13 protein-coding genes and 1 pseudogene are annotated in these 20172 nt (G+C 54.6%); 8 read left to right on the top strand and 6 right to left on the bottom strand.

The window, feature by feature from the left end; translation table 11 throughout:
* Nucleotides 1-188: 188 nt before the first annotated feature.
* Nucleotides 189-1481 carry a filamentous hemagglutinin N-terminal domain-containing protein gene (locus E3O56_RS18830; RefSeq protein WP_248128745.1) on the bottom strand — a complete coding sequence of 431 codons (1293 nt, stop codon included), beginning with the start codon at nt 1479-1481 and terminating at the stop codon, nt 189-191.
* A gap of 111 nt (nt 1482-1592) precedes the next feature.
* The gene (locus E3O56_RS18825; protein ID WP_248128744.1) at nt 1593-3302 is read right to left on the bottom strand and encodes a ShlB/FhaC/HecB family hemolysin secretion/activation protein; all 1710 of its coding nucleotides are present in this window, start codon (nt 3300-3302) and stop codon (nt 1593-1595) included.
* A 219-nt stretch (nt 3303-3521) separates the two neighbouring features.
* On the opposite strand from E3O56_RS18825, the gene E3O56_RS18820 reads away from it, so the two are divergent.
* On the top strand, nt 3522-4631 hold the full coding sequence (locus tag E3O56_RS18820) for a P1 family peptidase (RefSeq protein WP_104912369.1): 1110 nt from the start codon (nt 3522-3524) through the stop codon (nt 4629-4631).
* On the opposite strand, the gene E3O56_RS18815 is transcribed toward E3O56_RS18820, so the two are convergent.
* Nucleotides 4622-5404 (bottom strand): helix-turn-helix transcriptional regulator, encoded by a 783-nt coding sequence (locus E3O56_RS18815; protein ID WP_104912669.1) that lies wholly within the window; start codon nt 5402-5404, stop codon nt 4622-4624. The two genes, E3O56_RS18820 and E3O56_RS18815, sit on opposite strands and share 10 nt — an antisense overlap.
* Before the next feature lie 307 nt (nt 5405-5711).
* Between E3O56_RS18815 and E3O56_RS18810 the strand changes: the two genes are divergently transcribed.
* From E3O56_RS18810 to E3O56_RS18785, 6 genes are all read left to right on the top strand, one after another.
* Entirely contained in the window at nt 5712-6305 is a 594-nt protein-coding gene (locus E3O56_RS18810) for a fimbrial protein (RefSeq protein ID WP_104912370.1), read from the top strand.
* A gap of 54 nt (nt 6306-6359) precedes the next feature.
* Nucleotides 6360-7079, top strand: coding sequence for a molecular chaperone (locus tag E3O56_RS18805; RefSeq protein ID WP_104912371.1), 720 nt, complete (start codon nt 6360-6362; stop codon nt 7077-7079).
* 81 nt (nt 7080-7160) lie between these two features.
* Nucleotides 7161-9665, top strand: coding sequence for a fimbria/pilus outer membrane usher protein (locus E3O56_RS18800; protein ID WP_133714332.1), 2505 nt, complete (start codon nt 7161-7163; stop codon nt 9663-9665).
* A gap of 104 nt (nt 9666-9769) precedes the next feature.
* Nucleotides 9770-10681, top strand: a complete 912-nt coding sequence (locus E3O56_RS18795; protein WP_248128742.1) for a fimbrial protein — start codon at nt 9770-9772, stop codon at nt 10679-10681.
* A gap of 367 nt (nt 10682-11048) precedes the next feature.
* Nucleotides 11049-11864, top strand: coding sequence for a carbon-nitrogen hydrolase family protein (locus tag E3O56_RS18790; RefSeq protein WP_248128741.1), 816 nt, complete (start codon nt 11049-11051; stop codon nt 11862-11864).
* Between the two features lie 62 nt (nt 11865-11926).
* Nucleotides 11927-13027, top strand: coding sequence for a polyamine ABC transporter substrate-binding protein (locus E3O56_RS18785; RefSeq protein ID WP_104912375.1), 1101 nt, complete (start codon nt 11927-11929; stop codon nt 13025-13027).
* Between the two features lie 134 nt (nt 13028-13161).
* Here the strand turns inward: E3O56_RS18785 and E3O56_RS18780 are convergent, their stop codons facing one another.
* On the bottom strand, nt 13162-14157 hold the full coding sequence (locus E3O56_RS18780; protein ID WP_248128739.1) for a fimbrial protein: 996 nt from the start codon (nt 14155-14157) through the stop codon (nt 13162-13164).
* A gap of 575 nt (nt 14158-14732) precedes the next feature.
* On the opposite strand from E3O56_RS18780, the pseudogene E3O56_RS18775 reads away from it, so the two are divergent.
* Nucleotides 14733-15730, top strand: a pseudogene (locus tag E3O56_RS18775) (IS3 family transposase); the annotation flags it as partial.
* 811 nt (nt 15731-16541) lie between these two features.
* On the opposite strand, the gene E3O56_RS18770 reads toward E3O56_RS18775, so the two are convergent.
* Nucleotides 16542-18656, bottom strand: a complete 2115-nt coding sequence (locus E3O56_RS18770) for a hypothetical protein (RefSeq protein ID WP_248128738.1) — start codon at nt 18654-18656, stop codon at nt 16542-16544.
* Nucleotides 18643-20163 (bottom strand): site-specific recombinase, encoded by a 1521-nt coding sequence (locus E3O56_RS18765; RefSeq protein WP_248128736.1) that lies wholly within the window; start codon nt 20161-20163, stop codon nt 18643-18645. Before E3O56_RS18765 ends, E3O56_RS18770 begins: the two co-directional genes overlap by 14 nt.
* Nucleotides 20164-20172 lie beyond the last annotated feature (9 nt).

Below are 20172 nucleotides of genomic sequence, written 5' to 3'. Positions count from 1 at the left end.
GTGAATGTTTGCAAGCGGGATGTGAATGCGGTTTAGAGGGCTTTGCCCATTGGCAAATGATACGGACCGGTGCGATTGGCACCATGCCCGAAACCCCAGGCTTCATTCGTCATCGTCCAGGGAGCAGTAACAGCGGCGCTTACGGGATGACCGGGCGGGTATGACCCACCGCGCCCGGCTAAAGCGCTTTACCAGTAGCGTGGTTGAGGAAGGATGCGGGTCGGTTGTTTCAGGCCTGTCGCAGTGTTAAAGGCAAACGACGGATAGGCGCTCCAGTTGAACGCTGGGTAGCTCACCACCGGCTTGCTCCATACAGGCGGCGCGACGACATAGGAAGGGCGTGACGCGACCGGGCGATTGATCACCACACCTATACCATTTTGAGCGCCTGTGGAGGCGGCTCCGCCCGTCACTATAGTGCCAGGCTTGAGATTGTTAACCGACCCAGCCGTGCCGCCGAAGTAAATCGGACCCTGGATGTCGATGTTGCCGACCAAACTCAACGGGCCGCCATTGCGCAGCACGCCCTGATTGCTCAGATCGCCAGCGATCGACAGCGCCTGCCTGGCGTCCAACACGCCCGTGGAAGCGATCTGTACCTTGCCATCGGCGGTGACCTTCAAGTCGCCGGTCAGGGCCTTGACGTTGCCTTGAACGTTCACGCCTACGCCGGCTGACTTGCCGAGCAGGCGAATCGAGTCTGCGTGCATGCTGCCCAATTGGGCCACATCAATAGCGATGTCGGCTTGGCCGTCGGCGCCGAGGTGCTTGAGCACACTGGTCGGGTCCATAGCGTCGACTTCGCCTTTCAAGGCCACGGCGTTGAGTTTTTTGGCTTGCAGCTGCGCATTGATCTGCAGGGTACGTGCGACCAGGTCGACCTCATTGGCACCGGACGCGTCAAGGCCAGCACCTTCCACGCGGATCTGGCCGTGGTCGGTTTGCAATCGAGCCACCTGGCCGTTCGCGTCCAATACCGCCGTGCCCGCTACTAACGACACGCGATTGGCGTTGATAAAGCCAGCACCGCTGGCGGTGATGCCATTGGGGTTGGCGATGATCACACGAGCGCTCGGCCCCGCGACTTCAATCATGCCATTGAGACTTGAGGCGGTTTTACCAGTGACTTCATTGAGAATGACGCCGGCAGAGGTTCCGTTGAGCAGGCTGTTGCCGGCAATGGCGCCGCCCAGGGTGGTTTGGGCGCCTGCGGTGCTGTTGTTGAGGATCAGCCCGGCAGGGCCGACATTGAACTCGGTGAAGCGGTTGTGGGAAACACCTGCGGCATTCGGCGCGGCAATGTTGACCACCGGGGTGTCGTTGATCTGCGACAGTGCTGCATTACGCGCAGCGCTCGGGTCCAACGTCAGGGCGGGTTGCGCTTGCGCGTTATGTTGCAGCTGCGGCAGGCTGCCCACGAGGGCGAGGGCCAGCAGCGTGCGCTTGGACGGGCGCCGAGTGGGTTGAATCATTGGGTTCATACAGACCTCGAGGGTTGAAGGTTAAAGAGGCGTCCCGCAGTAGCGACTGCGGGCGCCGGGTGAGTGCACGGGGTGGCACTCGGATTCCCATCCCTGGGAAAAAGTGTTCGCCTAGAAGCGGCTGCTCAGGGAGAAATCGAGGGTTGGCGTGGTGGTGTTCATCTCGTCGTTGCTCTTGATCGGCATGCCCAGGGCCAGGTCGTAACCAAAGCGGCTGACATTGCCGCGCAAACCGACAGCTGCGCCGATCACTGGCTGTCGACCTTGCTGCTGGCCGCCCACCGGCGACGCCGCACCGGCATCGAGTGCCGCATACGCCTGGCTGCCACTGAAGGCGGTGATGGACAGCTCATTGCGCAGGGTCCAGCCGGTGGGGCCGGCGAGGGTGGTGTTACCGTCAAAGCCGCGCACGCTGTAGCGGCCGCCGATCTGCATGTATTCGGTCGACGGCACCGGCACCGGCGCATATTGGTAGACCAGCGCGTTGCGATAGCCCAAACGCATTGCGCCCTGGTCAAACGGAATCTCAAACGCCGCCTTGGCAGTGAACAGGTGATAGCGACCGTTCCAGTCCTGTTGCTCATAGAGCGCGCCGGGCGTCTTGCTGAGTCCGGGCAGTGAGCCGCGCACACCAGCCTGCGCCGTCAGCTTGCCAAAGCGCAGGTTGGCGCGGTGGGTCAGGCCAAGTTCATAGCTGGTAATTTGCCGGTGCAATTGCTGCAGTTCGGTGGAGGCTACCCAGGCGCGATCCTCACGATTGACCAGGCGAGCGTTGAGCACACTTTTGCTGCGATTGGAGCGACTCACCACGTAATCGAGCCCGGCATCGACGCGTCGGGTGCGCGAGCTGAACGCAATACTGCGCCCCCCGGGGTCTTTGAATAAGGCTTGCTTGCTGGTCCACTCGCTGGCACCGAACGACAGCAGGGCATAGCCTGCGGGTACGTTCCAGGCCAGGCTTTTAGCCGAAGACCCACGGGTGTGGTTATTGAAGTCGGTGTCGGCGCTGTAGGTCAGTAGCAGTTGGTCGTAAAGCCCCGCCGGAGAGTCGATGGCGACAATCCCGCCGAGTTGGTGGCGGCCAGCAGCGTCGATACCGCCGTTGTCGGCTGTCAGCAGGCCAAACACCCGGCGTGCCTGCGGCGGTTGCTGGACGATCACATCGCTTTCACCCAGTTCTGCGCCCGGAATCAGATTCAACGTCGTCGCGGCTTGGCCTGGCAGGCGGCGCACATTGTCCAGCGCCTGGTCCAGGTCGCGTACGTTCAGCAATTCGCCTTTTCCCACAGGAAACGCCATGCCCGACCAGCCTAACGCCCCCGGTTGCTGATCGATCTTGCCCACGCGCCCGGGGATAAGCTGGACGATCAAGTGCCCGCTGCTCAGGTCTTGCACCGGTATCAACACTTGGGTGGTGATATATCCGCGGGCCATCAGTTGCGCCGCTACCCAGCGACGATAAACCGTCAACCCTTCGCCGCCCACACACTGCCCCAGGATCGCCGGCGCGCGTTCCAGCCAGTCGAAATCATCTGCACCTTTCCATGCCACAGTGCGGATAACGAAACAGGGTGATTCTTCCGGCAGCTTCAGCGCATTGGCGAAGGGCAGGGGCGTTGAGGTCAGTGCATCCGGGGTTCCAAGTGCTTGGGATTGCAAACTTTTCAGTTGGAGATCTTGCTGGCGTTGAGTGCTGGTGACGGTATCGATCGTGCTGGCCGCGCACGCGACCTGAATCGCCGTAAACAGCCATAGCGTCGTTACATACAGGGTGGTCGCGATGCAGGCGTGGAAGCCGAGCGTGCCGGGCGTTGATTTCATCTGCCTATGCTAAGAAGGTCGAGCGCAAGAAAAAATAAGATGAAGCTCGGCGACCCAAGGACGTTACTGACAATTGGGCGTCCGCCGTCTTATAGGCTCTGCGATAAATCGTACGAATTGCCTAACGTCCCGAGGGTAACCAAAGGAGGTTATCGTCAGGCATCCGCCGCCAACCTAGACTTCACGCACGTTCTTCACTCGACTATTGAGAGTTAAAACATGCGTTTACGAGACCTAGGCATCACCATTGGCACGGGCACCCCTGGGGCGTTCAACGCCATTACCGACGTGCCCGGCGTGCGCGTCGGCCATCACACCCTCAATGCTGAAAGCGCCGACGGCTCAATGCATACCGGTGTGACCATCATCGAGCCGCGCCCGGTCGCGGCCCATCTGGCGCCGTGTTTTGCAGGCGTTCACGTACTCAACGGCAATGGCGATGCCACCGGCCTTGAGTGGATTCGCGAAGCAGGTTTGCTGACCACGCCCATTGCCTACACCAACACCCATAGCGTTGGCGTGGTGCGTGATGCACTGGTGGCCGCCGAGCGTGAAATGGGCAAGCAGCACGCCTACTGGTGCATGCCGGTGGTGCTGGAAACCTACGATGGCATTTTGAGCGATATCTGGGATCAGCACGTCACTGCCGAGCATGTGCACGCCGCATTGGCGAATGCACGCAGCGGCCTGGTGCAGGAAGGTTGTGTGGGCGGTGGTAACGGGATGATCTGCCATGAGTTCAAGGGCGGGATTGGCACCTCGTCTCGCGTCTTGAGTGCCGCGGAGGGCGGCTGGACCGTGGGCGCATTGGTGCAGGCCAACTACGGCGTACGCAGCGCCTTGCGCGTGGCGGGTTACCCGGTGGGCAGCGTATTGCAGGACACGCCTTCGCCTTATGACGGGCCGGTGAATGTCGGCGTGCCTGGCATGGGTTCCATCGTGATCACCATCGCCACCGACGCGCCCTTGCTGCCTCATCAATGCACGCGCCTGGCACAGCGCGCGAGTATCGGTTTGGCGCGGGTCGGTGGCGGCACCGAGGACGACAGCGGCGACATCTTCATCGCGTTCTCGGTGGGCAATACCGGCTTGCCGGTTGCCAATCTCGGGCAACCCGGCCCGCCGACCACTGCCTTACAGATGGTCAATAACGACTACATCTCCGCGTTGTTTGTGGCCGCTGCGGACGCCGTCGAGGAAGCAATTCTCAACGCCCTGTTGGCCGCCAACGACCTGCAGGGCCGTGGCCGACAAGCGCTGGCGCTCAAGCCTGAGCAACTGCTGGCGGCGATGGCGAAAGTGGGTTGGACGGCTGCCGTTCATTCCTGAGCCTGAAGGAACAACAGGAACAGTTCGGACTGGGATTTGATCCCCAGCTTGTTATACATATGCTTGCGATGCACCTTGACCGTTTCGGCAGAGATCGCCAGCTTGCGGGCGATCTCTTTGTTCGAGCAGCCGCTGAGCATCAGTTGGCCCACTTCCATTTCACGGGCAGACAATGACGCGCTGATATGTTGCGTAGTTGTATGGAGGCGCTCCTGCCAGTCAGGTGCCTGCTCGGGTGCGTCCTTCAAACTCTGTTCGAACGTGCACCGTTGGCGCATCATGCCGGCGACCCAGGGCTGTACCAAGCCCAGCAAAGCGATCTGCTGCTGGCTGAAGCGGCTACTGCTACCTAGCGACAAGCTCAAAGTGCGGCTGGCATCTAGTTGCACGTTGATATGGATCTCGTCAGCGACGACATTCAATCGAAAGTAGCGCTGGTAATACTCTGTCTGCTCGAAGCACTCCGGGGCGACGTCGTCCAATTGGAACAGGCCACTTTGTGGTTGCTCGCGGTTGGCCAGGTAGAACGGGTCCAACAGGTACAGGCCCCTGAGGTAGTCTTGGAAGAGTGAGTCGGTCTCGTTTCCCTCTGCGGCAGACTCGGCAAGCACCTGCGGCCTGCCCGTGCTGAATATCAGCACCACCCAGTTATCCACCGGTACGTAGCGCCCCAGCAAACGCGTCAACGAACGCCAGAAGTCAGGACGGTCCAAGGCTTCGATCAGCTTGCCGACCGCGTCATGCCAAGCTACTTCCTGCAGCGTAAGGTTCATTTCACTGCCCATCGATGCTCCCTTTGACGTTATTGCTTGCCCTTGGTCGTGCGCCACTGGCTGGTGTAACGCGTGCACATCCCATGTAATACAGGTCAGTCTACAGACCGTACTCGCCGTTGTATCAAACGTTATGTGAGTGCCGGTTAATTTTGTAGGATCTATCTGATGTCTTGTTAGGATTCGTCTAGGACCAGGCATGGATTCTTGCGATTGTTGCTGAGGGTGTACTGGGTAAACTTAGCCGACCCTTTTATAGGGTCGACTACAAGTATTAACCTCCTGTACAACCTAAAGGAAATTGATTGTGGCTATCCAAAAAAGGCATATTCTGGCAGCGGCTATCACCGCGCTGATTACAACTTCCGCTTTGGCGGCAGACGGGACTATCAATTTTACTGGTGAAATTACTGCTGCTTCCTGCAAAGCCTCTTCCGGCGCCGGCACCAGTGTCGGTGGAGCCGCCGGTGCGCAGGTAATTGAAGTGCCTATGGGCAAGGTCAGTATTGACTCTCTGAGCACCAAAAATCCTGGGATTGTTTCAGGTACGGCGATTAATATTAATCTTGATTGTGGTAATACCGCTGCTGGGTTGACCACTGTTAAGGTGATGTTCGACCCTAGCTCTGGTTCAGGTGTGGATGGGTCGAATAATAACTTGCTCAAAACCACTGGTGCTGCGAAGGGCGTGGGTATTGGTATCTTTGATAGCAGCAATAACTTGATTAATCTGGCAGGTAACGGCTCTTTTGACGCGCCGTTAGTCAAGGCCGGTACTGATCCAGCCTTCACGTATACCGCTAATTTGAATATGCGTGCCTCTTATGTGGCTAACGGTGTTACTCCGATTGTGCCTGGTCCAGCCAATGGCACGCTGCCATTCACTCTGACTTACCAATAAGTCTTTCATTAGAGAAGCATATTCATGCTTCTCTACTTTATCGCAGGTAACTAAATGAAGAACGCGTACTCCAGGTATTGGCTGGCGGGGATAATATTGCTCTTCAGTGGTATCGCTCAGGCCGGTATTACATTGGGCGGCACGCGGGTTATCTACCCGCAAAAGCTCAAGGAAGCCTCCATCATGGTCAAGAATGACGCCGACAGGGACATCATGATTCAGTCTTGGTTGGAGCCTGATTCAAAAAATACGGATCAGGATGTACCGTTTGCGTTAACCCCTTCGCTGAGTCGCTTGGGCGGCAACAAACAACAAAGCCTGCGCATTTTTTATGCGGGGAAAGGTTTGCCCTCAGACAAAGAATCGGTGTTCTGGCTCAGCGTGCAGGAGATTCCCCAAAAGTCTGAGGCCAATAACACTTTGCAGATTGCAGTGCGCCAACGGATCAAGCTGTTTTATCGGCCGACGGATTTGTCCGGTACGCCTGAAGAGTCTGTAAAGTTTTTGAAGTGGCAGTTGCTAAGTGAAGGCGGAAAACGCTGGCTGTTGGTCTCCAACAATTCTGTTTATTACGCATCCTTTGGCGCTGTTTCCCTTGAGTATAAGGGGGCTCGTCACCCGGTCAATGCGGAGATGGTAGCGCCCGGTGCGACCGGTAAGTTTTTGGTGGAAGGCGCAGGTGCAATACCTGCTAATGCTCAAATTGTCGTTGAGTTTAATGCCATTAATGATTATGGCGTTCCGGTTAAGAATCTCGCCAATATTTCAAACTGAAGGGCTTTTTAAAAGAAAGCAGGCAGCGCTGCATCTTAAATAAGTCGAGCAGTAACGATTGAGTAATGAGGCAAGACTCTTATGTGGGCATTTTGTTTTGGGAGTTATTCTGGTACCCGTCCGTTTGGTCGTTTTGGCGCCTCTAGTCTAGTGCTGGCAAGTGCTTCCCTGCCACTTGCAGCCCATGCTGTGGAATTCAATGATGCTTTTTTGAACAAGCATGGCGCCACGGCCGAATTGAAGTACTTTGAGCAAGGAAGCACGATCGCCCCTGGTAAGTACAATGTCGATATTTACCTTAATCAATTTTTGATACTGCGTGAGTCCATCAAGTTTGTCGTGCAGGACGGATCGGAGGTCAAGCCGATCATACACCTGGGCCTACTCAAGGCGATTGGGGTGAACACTGCACGGCTTGAACAAGAGGGTGTCATCACTGCGGGCAGTGCCGACGATACCGTGATTGATCTGCCGGCGCTGGTGCCAGGTGCCGATATCGAATTCGATGTAACCGCGCTGGCGTTGCAGATCAGCATGCCTCAAGCTTACATAAAGCGACAGTCCAGTGGTTATGTCGATCCGTCTTTATGGGATAACGGCATCACCGCCCTGTACACCAATTATCAGACTAACTTCAGCCGCAATATCAGCCGTGGTTACAGTAGCGACTACCGCTATATAGGTCTGCGTAACGGCTTCAACCTGGGTGCCTGGCGCTTTCGCAATGAGTCGTCGATCTCCGGGGGCACCGGTATGCGCGACACATTCAACAGCAACCGTACCTATGCCGAGCGTGACGTCGTCAGCCTAAAGAGCAAACTGGCGGGGGGCGAGTTGTACACCCAGGGCGATATCTTCGACAGTGTGCGTTTTCGCGGCGCTCAGTTGACGTCGGAGCTCGGCATGCTGACCGATGATGAAGTCGGTTTCGCACCAGTGGTGCGCGGTATCGCTGAAACCAACGCAACGGTGGAGATCAGCCAGAACAACTACGTGATCTATTCGGCCAGCGTTCCGGCGGGTGCTTTCGAGATCAGCGACATTTACCCCAGCGGCTCCAACGGTGACCTGAGCATCAAGATCATCGAGGCCGATGGGCGCGAGCGTCAATACTCCCAGGCCTACTCCTACCTGCCGGTGATGACACGTCGCGGCAGTACCCGCTACAGCCTGGCCGCCGGCCAATACCAGACTGAAGGGCAGGCGGCGCCCAAGTTTACCCAAGGCACGCTGGTGTATGGCGTGACCGATAACTTCACCGGCTACGGCGGGTTACTCGCTTCCCAGGGTTACAACGCGTTGAACCTGGGCGTCGGGGTTAACTCGCCATGGGGTGGCGTGTCGTTTGACGTAACCAACAGCAACTCCAAGGATGTATCCGGGCGCAAGAACGTGGGCCAGAGTGCGCGCTTTTTGTATTCCAAGACCCTGAGCAGCACCGATACCACCTTCACCATGGTCGGCTATCGCTATTCCACCGAGTCTTTCCGCACGTTCAGCCAACATGTGGATGAACAGGATCGCTTCGCCACCCCTTATTACGGCCGACAAAAAAGCCGTTTTGACATGAACGTCAACCAGTCCCTGGAAGGGCGTGGGTCGCTGTTTCTGAGTTTGGGTGAAACCAGTTACTGGAACGGCCAGGGCAGCACGCGGCGTTGGCAGTTCGGCTACAACGGCAGCTATGCCGACACCAGCTACAGCTTTGCCGTGTCCCGTACAGAGGGGCAGGGTGGCAGTCAACGAATCGATAACCAGGTGTCCGCATCCTTAAGTATTCCGTTCGGTGACAATCGTCGCGCGCAGCGGCTGTATACCAGCGCTACTTCATCGTCCCAAGGTGAGACGTCAATTCAAACGGGCCTGTCCGGCAACATCGACGAACAAAATACCTTGAGTTATTCGGTACAGGGCAGCAAAAGCAAAACCAGCGGTGCCTCCGGCAGCGTCGGTATGAATTGGGACACGCCTAACGCAAAAGTCAGTGGCAACTATGGGCAGGGTCGGGATAACAAGCATTTTGACGTCGGGGCGAGTGGATCGGTAGTGGTTCACAGCGGCGGGTTGACGTTGGGGCAACCGGTCGGTGAAACCTTCGCATTGGTTGAAGTACCCGATACCAAGGGCGTCGGCCTCGAAAGTGGGACTGCGGTGCGTACCGATAAAAAAGGCTATGCGGTCGTGCCCTATGCGCAACCCTATCGTTACAACTGGATCAACTTGGATACCAATACCTTTAGTAGCGATATCGAAGTCGCAGAAAGTTCGCAGCGGGTGGTGCCGACGCGTGGCGCCGTGGTTAAACGTCGGTTTGAGGTTGAGTCGGGGCGCAGGTTACAGTTTTCACTACAGTTGAGTAATGGTAAAAAAATTCCGTTTGGTGCTCAAGTTTATGGTGGGAGTGGAAATGTGCTTGGCGTCGTTGATAATACATCAAGGCTCCTTGTTTTCGGCGTGAAGGACAAAGGCGAACTCACTGTTGGTTGGCACGGCGGGCAATGTAGTTTTAGTTATAATCTACCGCCTGCAAAAAAAGAGTTTATGTATGAGGCTTTTGATGCTATTTGCATTGGAGATGATAAGTGAATTTGTTTTTTCAGTGCATGTGTTTTGTAATTTTGTTTCTTTGCAATAATTGCGCGTGGGCTTACGCCAATTGCGAGAGAAAATATATTAGTGCAGGGCCGGGCGTGAGTCTGAAAGTGCAACAAACGAAGGGGCAGGCTGGGCTGAATATGCTTTCGAGTGTTTGGCATGAAAGAAGCTTCCCTGATTTTTTGATTTGCAGTGAGACTAACCCAAGTTTGAAATTAGATATAGGCCTTAGGTTTGCCAAGGATTCTGTTGGCAAATATTTGTTTGAAGGTAAATCGTATGCGCTGTGGATTACTAATAATCCCAATATTGCTGTGATTTATGAGCACGCTTTTGCAGGTGAGGCTTATGTGCCTGTATATAATTATGATCGAGTTGCCATTCCAGGCAATGGCGGAATAGTGAAAAAAGGTTATAGCTATCGATTTCGTTATGTGTCTCTTAACCGATTGCCAGTTGGTGAGCTAGTAGTGGCAGGTATCTATGGATTTCTTTGGCTATCAGTTTACGAAGGGGGTACTCCCATGTTTAACGCTGATTCAGCTTTACCCCCAGCTACCATTTCCGTGAACAATACCTCCTGCACGCTAAGTGCGCCATCTGTGGTGCGTCTAAAAAAGATTAATTTGTCGTTGCTCTCGTTAGTTGGAGAAACGGCCGGAACAGTAAATTTCCAGATTGGCGTGACGTGCGCCGCCTCCTATGCACCGTACAAAATTCTTTATGCGTTGGAGGATGTAAATGCTCCGAGCAATACAACTTCGAATCTAATACTAAACTCAGCAGGCAATTCGGCGTCGGGCGTGTCACTGCAAGTGCTTGATGGCGAGACGCCTGTGGTCTTCGGGGCTCAAACTTCGGCTACTACTCCCAAAGGAGAGTTGGGGGATATGGGGGTTCAGGGCGGAGCTATTGGTAAACTCTTTGGTGTTCAATATATTCGTACCGGGAAAATGACACCAGGAACAGTAAACGCTGGAGTCACCGTAACCCTCTCTTATGAATAATTTTTAACTGCAGTTGCATTGGCGAAAGTAACCGAGCAGGTCTCAGTCGTGTGGTTGCAGAGCATGGAGGGGGTAACGGCTGTGACGTTCGGGGGCTGCTTCTCAGCGCACGTTAGACGCTATGCCTAAAGGCGCTGGGTCGATCAGTAAGCCCCTGCGTGCGCTGCATTCGCACGGCCTTGAACGCACACTGAGGGCCGGTGAGCGCGGGAGTAACGATGATGTTGTCTTATGAAGGGGCTGCTTTCATCTGAGTATTATTTGATCTCACTACCCCCTGGGGGGTACCCCTTCGACGTGATGTTCCGCTTCGTTAGCGCCGCCCATACTCTTTCAGAACTTGCTGAACTGCGCGGAAGGATCACTGATGAAGATTGAATTGATGCAGTTAGCCGGCCGCGACGGCAATACGGCGTACAACGTTGCACGTGCTTTGGCGGCCATCGCCAACTGCAGCACAGATACCGACCTGCTGGTATTCCCGGAAACCCATTTGATGGGCTTCGTCGGTGGTGAACAACTGGCCAACGTCGCCGAGCCCCTGGAAGGCCCGATACTGCAAACCGTGCAACAAGCGGTGCGCGAGCGCAATGTGTCGGTTGTTATCGGACTGGTCGAATGTGATGCCGGCGGCTACTACAATACTTCGGTCTTGATCACCCCTGACGGCATTGCTTTGCGCTATCGCAAAACCCATCTGTGGCCCTCCGAGCGCGCCGACATCACGCCGGGCGATCGCTTCGTCACTACGCTGTGGAACGGCGTGCGTGTCAGGCTGCTGATCTGCTACGACATCGAGCTTCCGGAAACGGCGCGGGTACTGGCGCAGTTGGGGGCCGAGTTAATCATCCTTACCAACGGTAACATGGACCCCTACGGCCCGGTGCACCGCACCGCGATCATGGCCAGGGCCCAGGAAAACCAGCTGTTCAGCGTGATGGTCAATCGCGCAGGGCGGGGCGATGAAGGCTTGGTGTTTGCTGGCGGAAGCGCCGTGGTCGACCCGTTTGGTCGCCTGCTGTACGAAGCCGGGCGCGAAGAAACCCGCCATGTGATCAGCCTGGACCTTGCTCAAATCAAGGCGGCTCGCAGGGACTATCACTACCTCAATGATCGTCGGTTGCTGCTGCAAGGCGAGGCTGTGGAGCACCCTGATGGCCGCCGTGAACTGCTGATTCGCTGACAGCGGTTGTACCCTCCAAACAATAATCAACTGGCGCGCAGGTGCCGGCCCAGGAGTTCGTGATGATCGCTATTCGATGCATGCAATGGGGGATGGCTGCCGTGATCAGCGGCGCAATGGCTTGCGTCCAAGCGGCGGAGCCGAAGGTCAATATCTATAACTGGTATGACTTCATCGCACCCACCACGCTGAAGGACTTCCAGGCGCAGACCGGCATTCAATCGGCCTACGATGTGTTCGACAACAGCGAGGTCATGCAAAGCAAACTCATGGCCGGGCGTAGCGGCTATGACGTGGTAGTCGCTACCGGCGACCTGTTGCCGAACCTGATCAAGGCCGGCGTACTCAAGGAAATGGAACGCTCGCAACTGCCCAACCTGTCCCATCTGGACCCGGACATCCTCGCCAAGGTCAGTAGCAACGACCCCGGCAATCGCTTTGCAGTACCTTATCTGTGGGGCACCACCGGCATCGGCTACGACGTGGCCAAAGTCCACGCGCTGCTAGGCAATGACGCACCGGTGGATTCCTGGGATCTGATTTTCAAGGAGGAAAATCTCGCCAAGCTGGGCGAGTGCGGCGTGGCCATGCTGGATGCGCCCGCTGAAATCATCCCGATTGCCTTGCACTATCTGAGATTGCCCTACAACAGCCAGAACCCGGACGACTACCTGAAGGCCCAGGCACTGCTGTTAAAACTGCGCCCGCATATCCGCTACTTCGACTCCTCGCGCTTTATCACCGATCTGGCCAACGGCGATATCTGCGCCGTCGTCGGCTGGGAGGGTGGCGTGATGGACGCGCGCAAAGCGGCCGATGCAGCCGGCAATGATCGCAGGATTCAGTACAGCATCCCCAAGGAAGGCGCGCCGATCTGGGTGGAAAACCTGGTGCTGCTCAATGATGCGCCGAATCCCCAACAGGGTTTGGCGTTTATCGATTACATGCTTCGCCCGCCGGTGATCGCCGCATCGTCCAACTACCTCAGCTATGCCAATGCCAACAAGGATGCCACGGAGTTGGTGGATGCGAAGGTGCGCGATAATCCGGGGGTTTATCCTTCCAAAGCAGTGCTGGATACGCTGTTTGCGCTGGAGCCGCTGCCCTTGAAACTGGAGCGGGTGCGCACGCGGGTCTGGAGTAAGGTCAAGAGTGGGACCTGATTACGATGACTGGAAGCGTTTCTGTCTGGCCAGCCACCTAGAGCCTAGGGAATGCCCTCCGGTGAGCTGCAAATAGTGTCGTGGTCAGGAAGGTGGGTTGGCCGGACGCTTGCGTGTGATAGTCCAGAAAGCAATCAGTCATAAGTAAAGGTAACGGTGACAGCCGCGTTGGCTTTTCCAGGCGTCGCGATCTTACCGGTCCGTATGTATTGCACGGTCATAGGCTGACTGATGGTACCGCTCCTCAAGTTGCCCATTATGGTATTGGCTGAAGGGGCGAAACTGATGGCGTTAGTCCCATTCAACACTTGTAATGCGATACCCGCCGCTCTGGTGGGCTCATCGGCCAGGCTCAGATAGGAAGAAAGGTTCGAAGGATTGTACACGTCCGACATGGAATAACTCACTTGAAATGCAGGTGCATCCGTGCTGCATTTCAGGCCCAGTACAAATGCACCGCCGGCGATGCTGGACCCGACTGAAGGCATATCGACCATGCTCACTTGCTTAAGCTTAATATTGGCCGGCGTGGTTAAGGTGCAGGAGGTACCCTTGGCCACGAACGTGAATTTATCAGTGCGCATCGTCCATATACCGTTGTAGACCCCGGGTTTAGTATGGGTAATTTTGCCCGTGATGACGTCCAATGTATTGATGGTGCGCAGGCCTGAGGTCATGCTCTTTTTGGGGCTGTAAAACCTTATTTTGACCGTCGAACGCATTGTAAAGTCGAAGTAGCGGCCGCTGCTGCCGCTGAAGCCTATCTCTCGCACGGTTTCGTAGTCGTTGGAACTCAATCCGTGCTCCGCCCCACCATCGACAGAAGAAGTCCCAAAGTAAAATACGTCACTTTCGTTCGTCTGGTAGAGGTTGTAGGACGCGCCATCAAACTCGACGGATGCTCCGGCAGGCACGCCTGTAGCACCCATCGTATTCGTATAGGTGCCTGAGGGCATCTTCGTGCAGATGAGCGACATGGTTGCCGAGTGCCAAACGGACGAGATCATCCCTCCGCTGTCAGTGGGCACATCCGAAATCGACGGCACGATTTTATTGCCGCTCACCGCGCAGCCCGCCAGGGCACTGGCTGGTAATGCTAGCAGACCGCAAACTACACAGACAGAGGCCATGACCTCCCGATACCTGCGGGTGCGTCTGCGCCAGAGCCCGCTAAGGGCGAACAACGACAGAGGCAAATAGCGTATCATCCGATATTGACCATTTGTACCTGTATAGCCAATAGCTCAGCCCTCATATTCACTGGGCGCGCAACAAGGCGCATGTCCTTTTTTAGGGCTGGCTTTTCAGCGCTGAACTGTTCAAAGTTCATATATTGCTCTGTCGTCATACGATTTATCTCAATCCGTGATTTTCGGCTTTTGCATTTTACGTTACACCGAAACCGCAGTCTGCATGCCATGAGGCATCAATCATAGCGAATCAGATTCGTCCTTCTCATGTGTGGAAATAACAGATAAAAAGCGCGAATTATCTGATAGGGTTTTGTGAGGACATACTTACTCCTCGCTGAATATATTCTCACGAGGCAAGACGTTTCAGCCGCTACATAGCGGAAGAACGCTTTTACCGGCCCTCAGATTTTTGCAGGCTTATTAAGTAGTTAACGGCGGGAGGCGATTTCGGATTCGAGTAAACCTTTATCAATGAACCAACGATAGCTTTGGTTCGCCGCCTGCACTTCAAGGAGCGGCAGCAGGACGATGATCAGCACGCTGAACTGCGTCGTCTGCGAGCGGAGCTAAAGCGCGTTAATGAAGAGCGAGACATATTAAAAAAGGCCGCCGCGTACTTTGCCAAGGAGTGCGGCTGAAGTACGCCTTTATCAAGCAGCGAGCAGGCGACTATTCCATACGACGGCTTTGCCTGACGCTGAAAGTCCACCCCAGTGGTTATTACGCTTGGTTGTCTGAGCCGCAATCTGCACGCGCTAAAGACGACCAGCGATTGCTGGGTTTGATCAAGCATTCATGGCTGGAGAGCGGCGGAGTTTATGGCTATCGCAAAATCCATGACGATCTGCGCGAGGTCGGTGAAGATTGTGGTCGGCATCGTGTGGCGAGGCTGATGCGTCTTGAGGGTCTGCGCTCTCAGACAGGGTATCGACGACGCCCTGGAAAGTACGGCGGTAAGCCAGCGGTCGCCTCACCCAATTTGCTGAAGCGCCAGTTCGATGTCGTAGAACCCAATAAGGTTTGGGTCACCGACATCACCTACATTCGTACGTATGAGGGCTGGCTGTATTTGGCTGTGGTCCTGGATCTGTTTTCTCGTCAGGTCGTTGGCTGGTCAATGAAGTCGCAGATGACCAGTGATTTGGCCATTGATGCGTTATTGATGGCGGTTTGGAGGCGTAAACCGAAACAGGAGGTGATGGTTCACTCCGACCAAGGCAGCCAGTACAGCAGCACCGATTGGCGCAGCTTTTTAAAGGCGAACAATTTAGTTGCCAGCATGAGTCGCCGAGGCAACTGTCATGACAACGCCGTGGCCGAGAGCTTTTTCCAGCTTCTAAAGCGGGAACGAATCAAGCGGAAAATCTACGCCACGCGGGAAGATGCTCGTAGTGATGTGTTCGATTACATCGAGATGTTCTACAACGCAAAATGCCGGCATGATTTCAACAATCAGCTGTCACCGATAGAGTTTGAAAAGCGTTACGCAATGAGCTTGAAAGGTGTCTAGAAAATCCGGGGCGATTCACACCCTGAGTTTCCCACCTAAGCGCAGATGACCAATGGTCAATCTATACCCCGCCCAGAGGGTTCTTAGCCGCAAGAACTCCTTTGTAGTTGAGGGTTTGAAAGACTAACAACCAGCGGCTGTGTTGGAGCTGAAAAGCAGAAAGGCAAAAGCCCGGTCGCTACCGAGCTTTGCAGATCCCTCTAGGGGAGATAAAGCGAAAGTGCCTCAAGGGCTACCAATGAAACTCTACGGGCGGTTGCCGCACCTGTCAACGCTTTGGTCTGCGATGATATAGTCATGAATGCATACCGTAATGTGTAGTCGTAAGTGCGGACGCACTCCTGCGCAACACTGTAGCCGAGCCACTATGCCGCAATCTGTAGTCAATATAATGACTAAGCTGATTTAACCACCGTTCTCAACGACGCCATTATCGACTCTACGTCCAAACCGTTCACTAGGCAGTTATGTGCTATTGCTGACATAGCCTCAAAGAGCTTATCTCGCTGTCTTATCAACAATGCGTTCTCCGCTTGCAAACTTGCTATACACTCTTCAAAACTTCTGCGCCGACGGGCGCCATCTGGATCCCTTCCGCTTTCCCTCATTTGTGCGATACGGGCAGACTCGATTCGGTTCCCGCGCTCACCCCCTAGCGTAGCTCGGCTCGTCAGGCATAACCTGCGCTGCACCTCCGGCCGGGAAATCGGCGCCAGTTCCACCCCTAAGCTAATCATCTGGGCAAGGAGGGAGTCAATTGCCTCGTCCAGGGTATTACCCCTCAATTTCTGTCTTTTCGCCATGGTCGCCTCTAGTCATCTGAAACCGAACTGTGTCGTTTGTAGTTGTCTGAGACTGTAACTGGATGCCCATTTGGAAACACGCGTTGCACACCTACATTGGTATCCCGCGTGAGCACGGACTTGAGATTGTTGAGTTTTTCCTGCTGGTCCACCAGCCAAACATCAGTGCCTGCCTCTCCAGCTCCGGCATCCCGCATGATGGTGATTGCCGTAGTCAGATTATCGGCTTGCTTCTTAAGGTTAGCCCGTTCCGATGGTGTGCCCATCAGATGCAGATGCGAGCAGCCATTCCAGCACTGAAGATGCTTAGGGCAGGGCGCTTGAGAGAAGTCGTGAATGCAACCTCCAAAGGGTGTCACGTGCAGCGCCGTTGCGTGTACGGTAAGGAATGCGTCTGCTGTGGTCGTGCCTTTATTTGACAGCAGCGCATGGTAACTGTCGGTCAAAGCGCCCTGGATGCGCTTATCTCTTATGCCCGTATGTAGAAAGTCGATGCGCTCTTGATGACTATTGAACGCCAAGAACTCTTGATGGGTAGCAGTGTCTTCTTCAATGGTTGTGTGTTGGTAATAGAAATTCTGGTCGAGACGTTTTCGCCCCAAAGCCAGCGCCTGCTGAACATTGCTCATGCCAGTCAGATGGTAGATAGTATTTCGCCAGTGGCGCGGTTGATGGCTAGTCAGCTTGATCGGTGTCCCATCAGCTTCAAATAATGAACGACGCGAGAATATAGACGAGAATCGCGGATCCGCGCCGAGTGCTCGGTTAATGTCAACCAACGTGACTCGTCGCGGGATGGCGCGGAACACATTGCCCTCACGTCCACCTAAACGAAATTGTCCGTCAAACGCAATTGCAAGCGTTTCGCTAGTCTTAAGTACTGTCCGTGGAATACCACCGATGTTCTCCGTTAGAGCCTCATGACCGCGCAGCTTAGGGATGAGTAGTTTTTCAATCTCACCGGCTAGGTACCTCCGTTTCCTAGCTTCAGTGGATTTAAGCTTTGTTTCATCGTCGATTGGGTCAATGCCATTTCTAGATAGATACAAATGGAGATTCCGACCTGAGCTTGACCCGTCACTAAATCCGAGCCACCGGAGAACTTGATTCTCAGTCAGAATCTCGTGCGGCGAGTAATCCCAAAGGCGTCCCGGATTGGCCTCTTGCCATCTAGCGATTTCTCGTTGCTCCTGCGTCAGTACCTTGAGTCTCTTTACTGCACGCCTGGCTAGAGGGATGTCGCTTTCTCCAAACCAATGAACACGAGATTGGAAATGCTTTTCCGCAAAGTACCTGATTCCGCATTCGATCAAGCTTTTGCCATTTGCATCTACAACTATCTTTCCTGTTGCGCCTTTGATTGGCCTTTCGACCCAACAGTCAAAAGGAATTACCGCTACCTCGTTCCCCCTTTGGCCTGTCGCGATTAGTAAATCGATAACGCGCAACAAGATTTCTTCACTGTCACTAAGCGGGTTATTTGAGCAAAGGGCGTAGGCTTCCATCGCCTCCCGAGAGGGTAGCTTCTCGTCAGATTTACGATGTTTTACATCACGATCGGGATCATGCAGTGAAATGTAAACGTGACGGCGCTTTTCTGGTTTTGCATCATGCTCAAAGTGGATGGCGATCTCAGTTAATTGCAGACTATCAATCGTATCCGCTACTACTTGAAGGTGAGAGATCGCGTCGTACAGATTTTTGTAACTACTTTGGCGGAGAAATTCTACGACGCGATCAAAGTCGCCTCGTGTCAATTGTGTTGGATCGGATGCGCCGCGCTCAAACAAGGGGTTGTATATCCGCCGAATAGCAATATTGTATGCGGCCACCATCGAAAACTTTAGGTTCCTGGTGCGTTGTAGATACACAATCAGGGCCTTGCAAAAATCTTGGAACTCGAAGGGGAGTGGGCCCTTGGCCGGAGAAGGATAGCCCGTTTTTTCGAGGGCTTGCCGGTGTGTCTCGAAGGTGAGCGTATTTTGCTTTCCCCGTTGTGGTAACCAGCTTCCGACGGCCCATAACGATGACGACCACGGTGTTGAAATCGGTAACGAATGAAAAATTGCTTGTTCCTGTATAACAAAATCTCCGAGGCTTTGACGTTCTCTAGACAGCGTCATCTGCAGCATCCTCAGTTTGTTGCCGGCAGCGCTCGATCGTAGCGCTTACCGCGAGAATGGTTGTCTGATGCTGAGCCAGGGGCCGGTTGTGAATGAGCTCACCGGCTAGCTCTGCCATATCAATGAACCGTTGGGCCTCCCGCTGGAGCGCATCCTTTACCTGCTCATGGCGGCCGTCAGCAAAGGGGTGGAACTTCTTGCAAGTGTAGCACGCGTATATAGGGTTGTAGGGACAGTGGGTATGGACCGGCAGGGCGCAGGCACCAATATCGCCTATGTACTGCGTATCAATGACGCCGCGGATGGCTCTTTCAGGAGCTGTATCGCGGCGTTGGACGATTTTCCCAGTTAATAAGCTGCGCATGATGCGTTGATAGGACGGGCTCTTACCCAGTGCTTTCTCTTTGATCCGGGCAATGTTGGGGGTGGCCGTTACGTAAGCACGCGCGGCAACCGTGCTGTTGTGTCCGAGCAGTTCGGCAATCATGTCTGCCGGAGTCCCCTGATCCGCCAAGCCTTGCCCGAGGTGGTGACGCAACAACATGGTTACCTGATTCGGCCTATCTATCCCAGCTTCACCCAGCTCGTGTTTGAGGCCTGAACCGATTTCAACAACCGAGAGACGCCTTCCACAAGGATCGACAAATAATGGTTCACAGTCGCTACCAAAACGGCATTGAATTTCTGAAACGTGCCGTGAGATTTTCTCACCTAGGCAGGTGGTTATTTTGCGGGGGCGCCGCTCAGGTCTGCGCTGCCCGACTTTTTTGGCCATGGGTAACCACAGGGTGTAGTACTTCTCGTGATCAGCGCTCTCAATAAACTCAAAATCAGCAATGTCAAGCGAATGAAATTGAATCGACCGGGGCGCTAGTTCGAACCCTAGGTGAAGCAGCATGTTAAACTGGGCTTCCTCCCAATAGTCATATGAAATGCGTCGCTCGATACGCTTGAGTAACCGAATTTCCTCATCAAGTTCTAATCCAGACTGCGAGAGGAAAATTCGCGCATACGGATCCACCCGTTCTGATTTTGTATCTTTGATCGTTAAATAAGTCCTGTTATCAAAACCTTTAATTCCTCTGTCGATTGCCCAGCGATAAAATCTGCGAAGCCCAATTAGGTTATGCCTAACTTTTTTAAAGCCTTCTAATTTGGCAATAAAATTTTGCTGATCCCAAGGAAAGCGTCGGGCGAGATTGGTGCTTGATAGGTAGACAATAAACCTAGCAAACATGAATGCTGTTTGGGGAGCATACTTCTCTAATGAATAAGCCATAAAGCCTTTGGCTATTTCAGTGAGCTCTGGAGCTAAGTCCAGCTCGACCCAATCAATTTTCAGCGCGACTCCACCGTCGTACCATGTCCACACCTTTAGCCGGGTATCGACGTAGCGTGGCTGGTCATTAGTGCGAGTTCGAATCGCAACGTAAGCGGGTCCCCTGAACACGTAAGCTGGCAAAGAAGAGGGCGGTAACGCATGTTCTTGATCGGCTGATTTGGTCACGGCGAACCT

It is taken from the genome of Pseudomonas sp. W2Aug9 (assembly GCF_023127755.1).
Taxonomy (GTDB): domain Bacteria; phylum Pseudomonadota; class Gammaproteobacteria; order Pseudomonadales; family Pseudomonadaceae; genus Aquipseudomonas; species Aquipseudomonas synxantha_A.
This window is presented reverse-complemented; position numbering and strand designations above follow the sequence as displayed.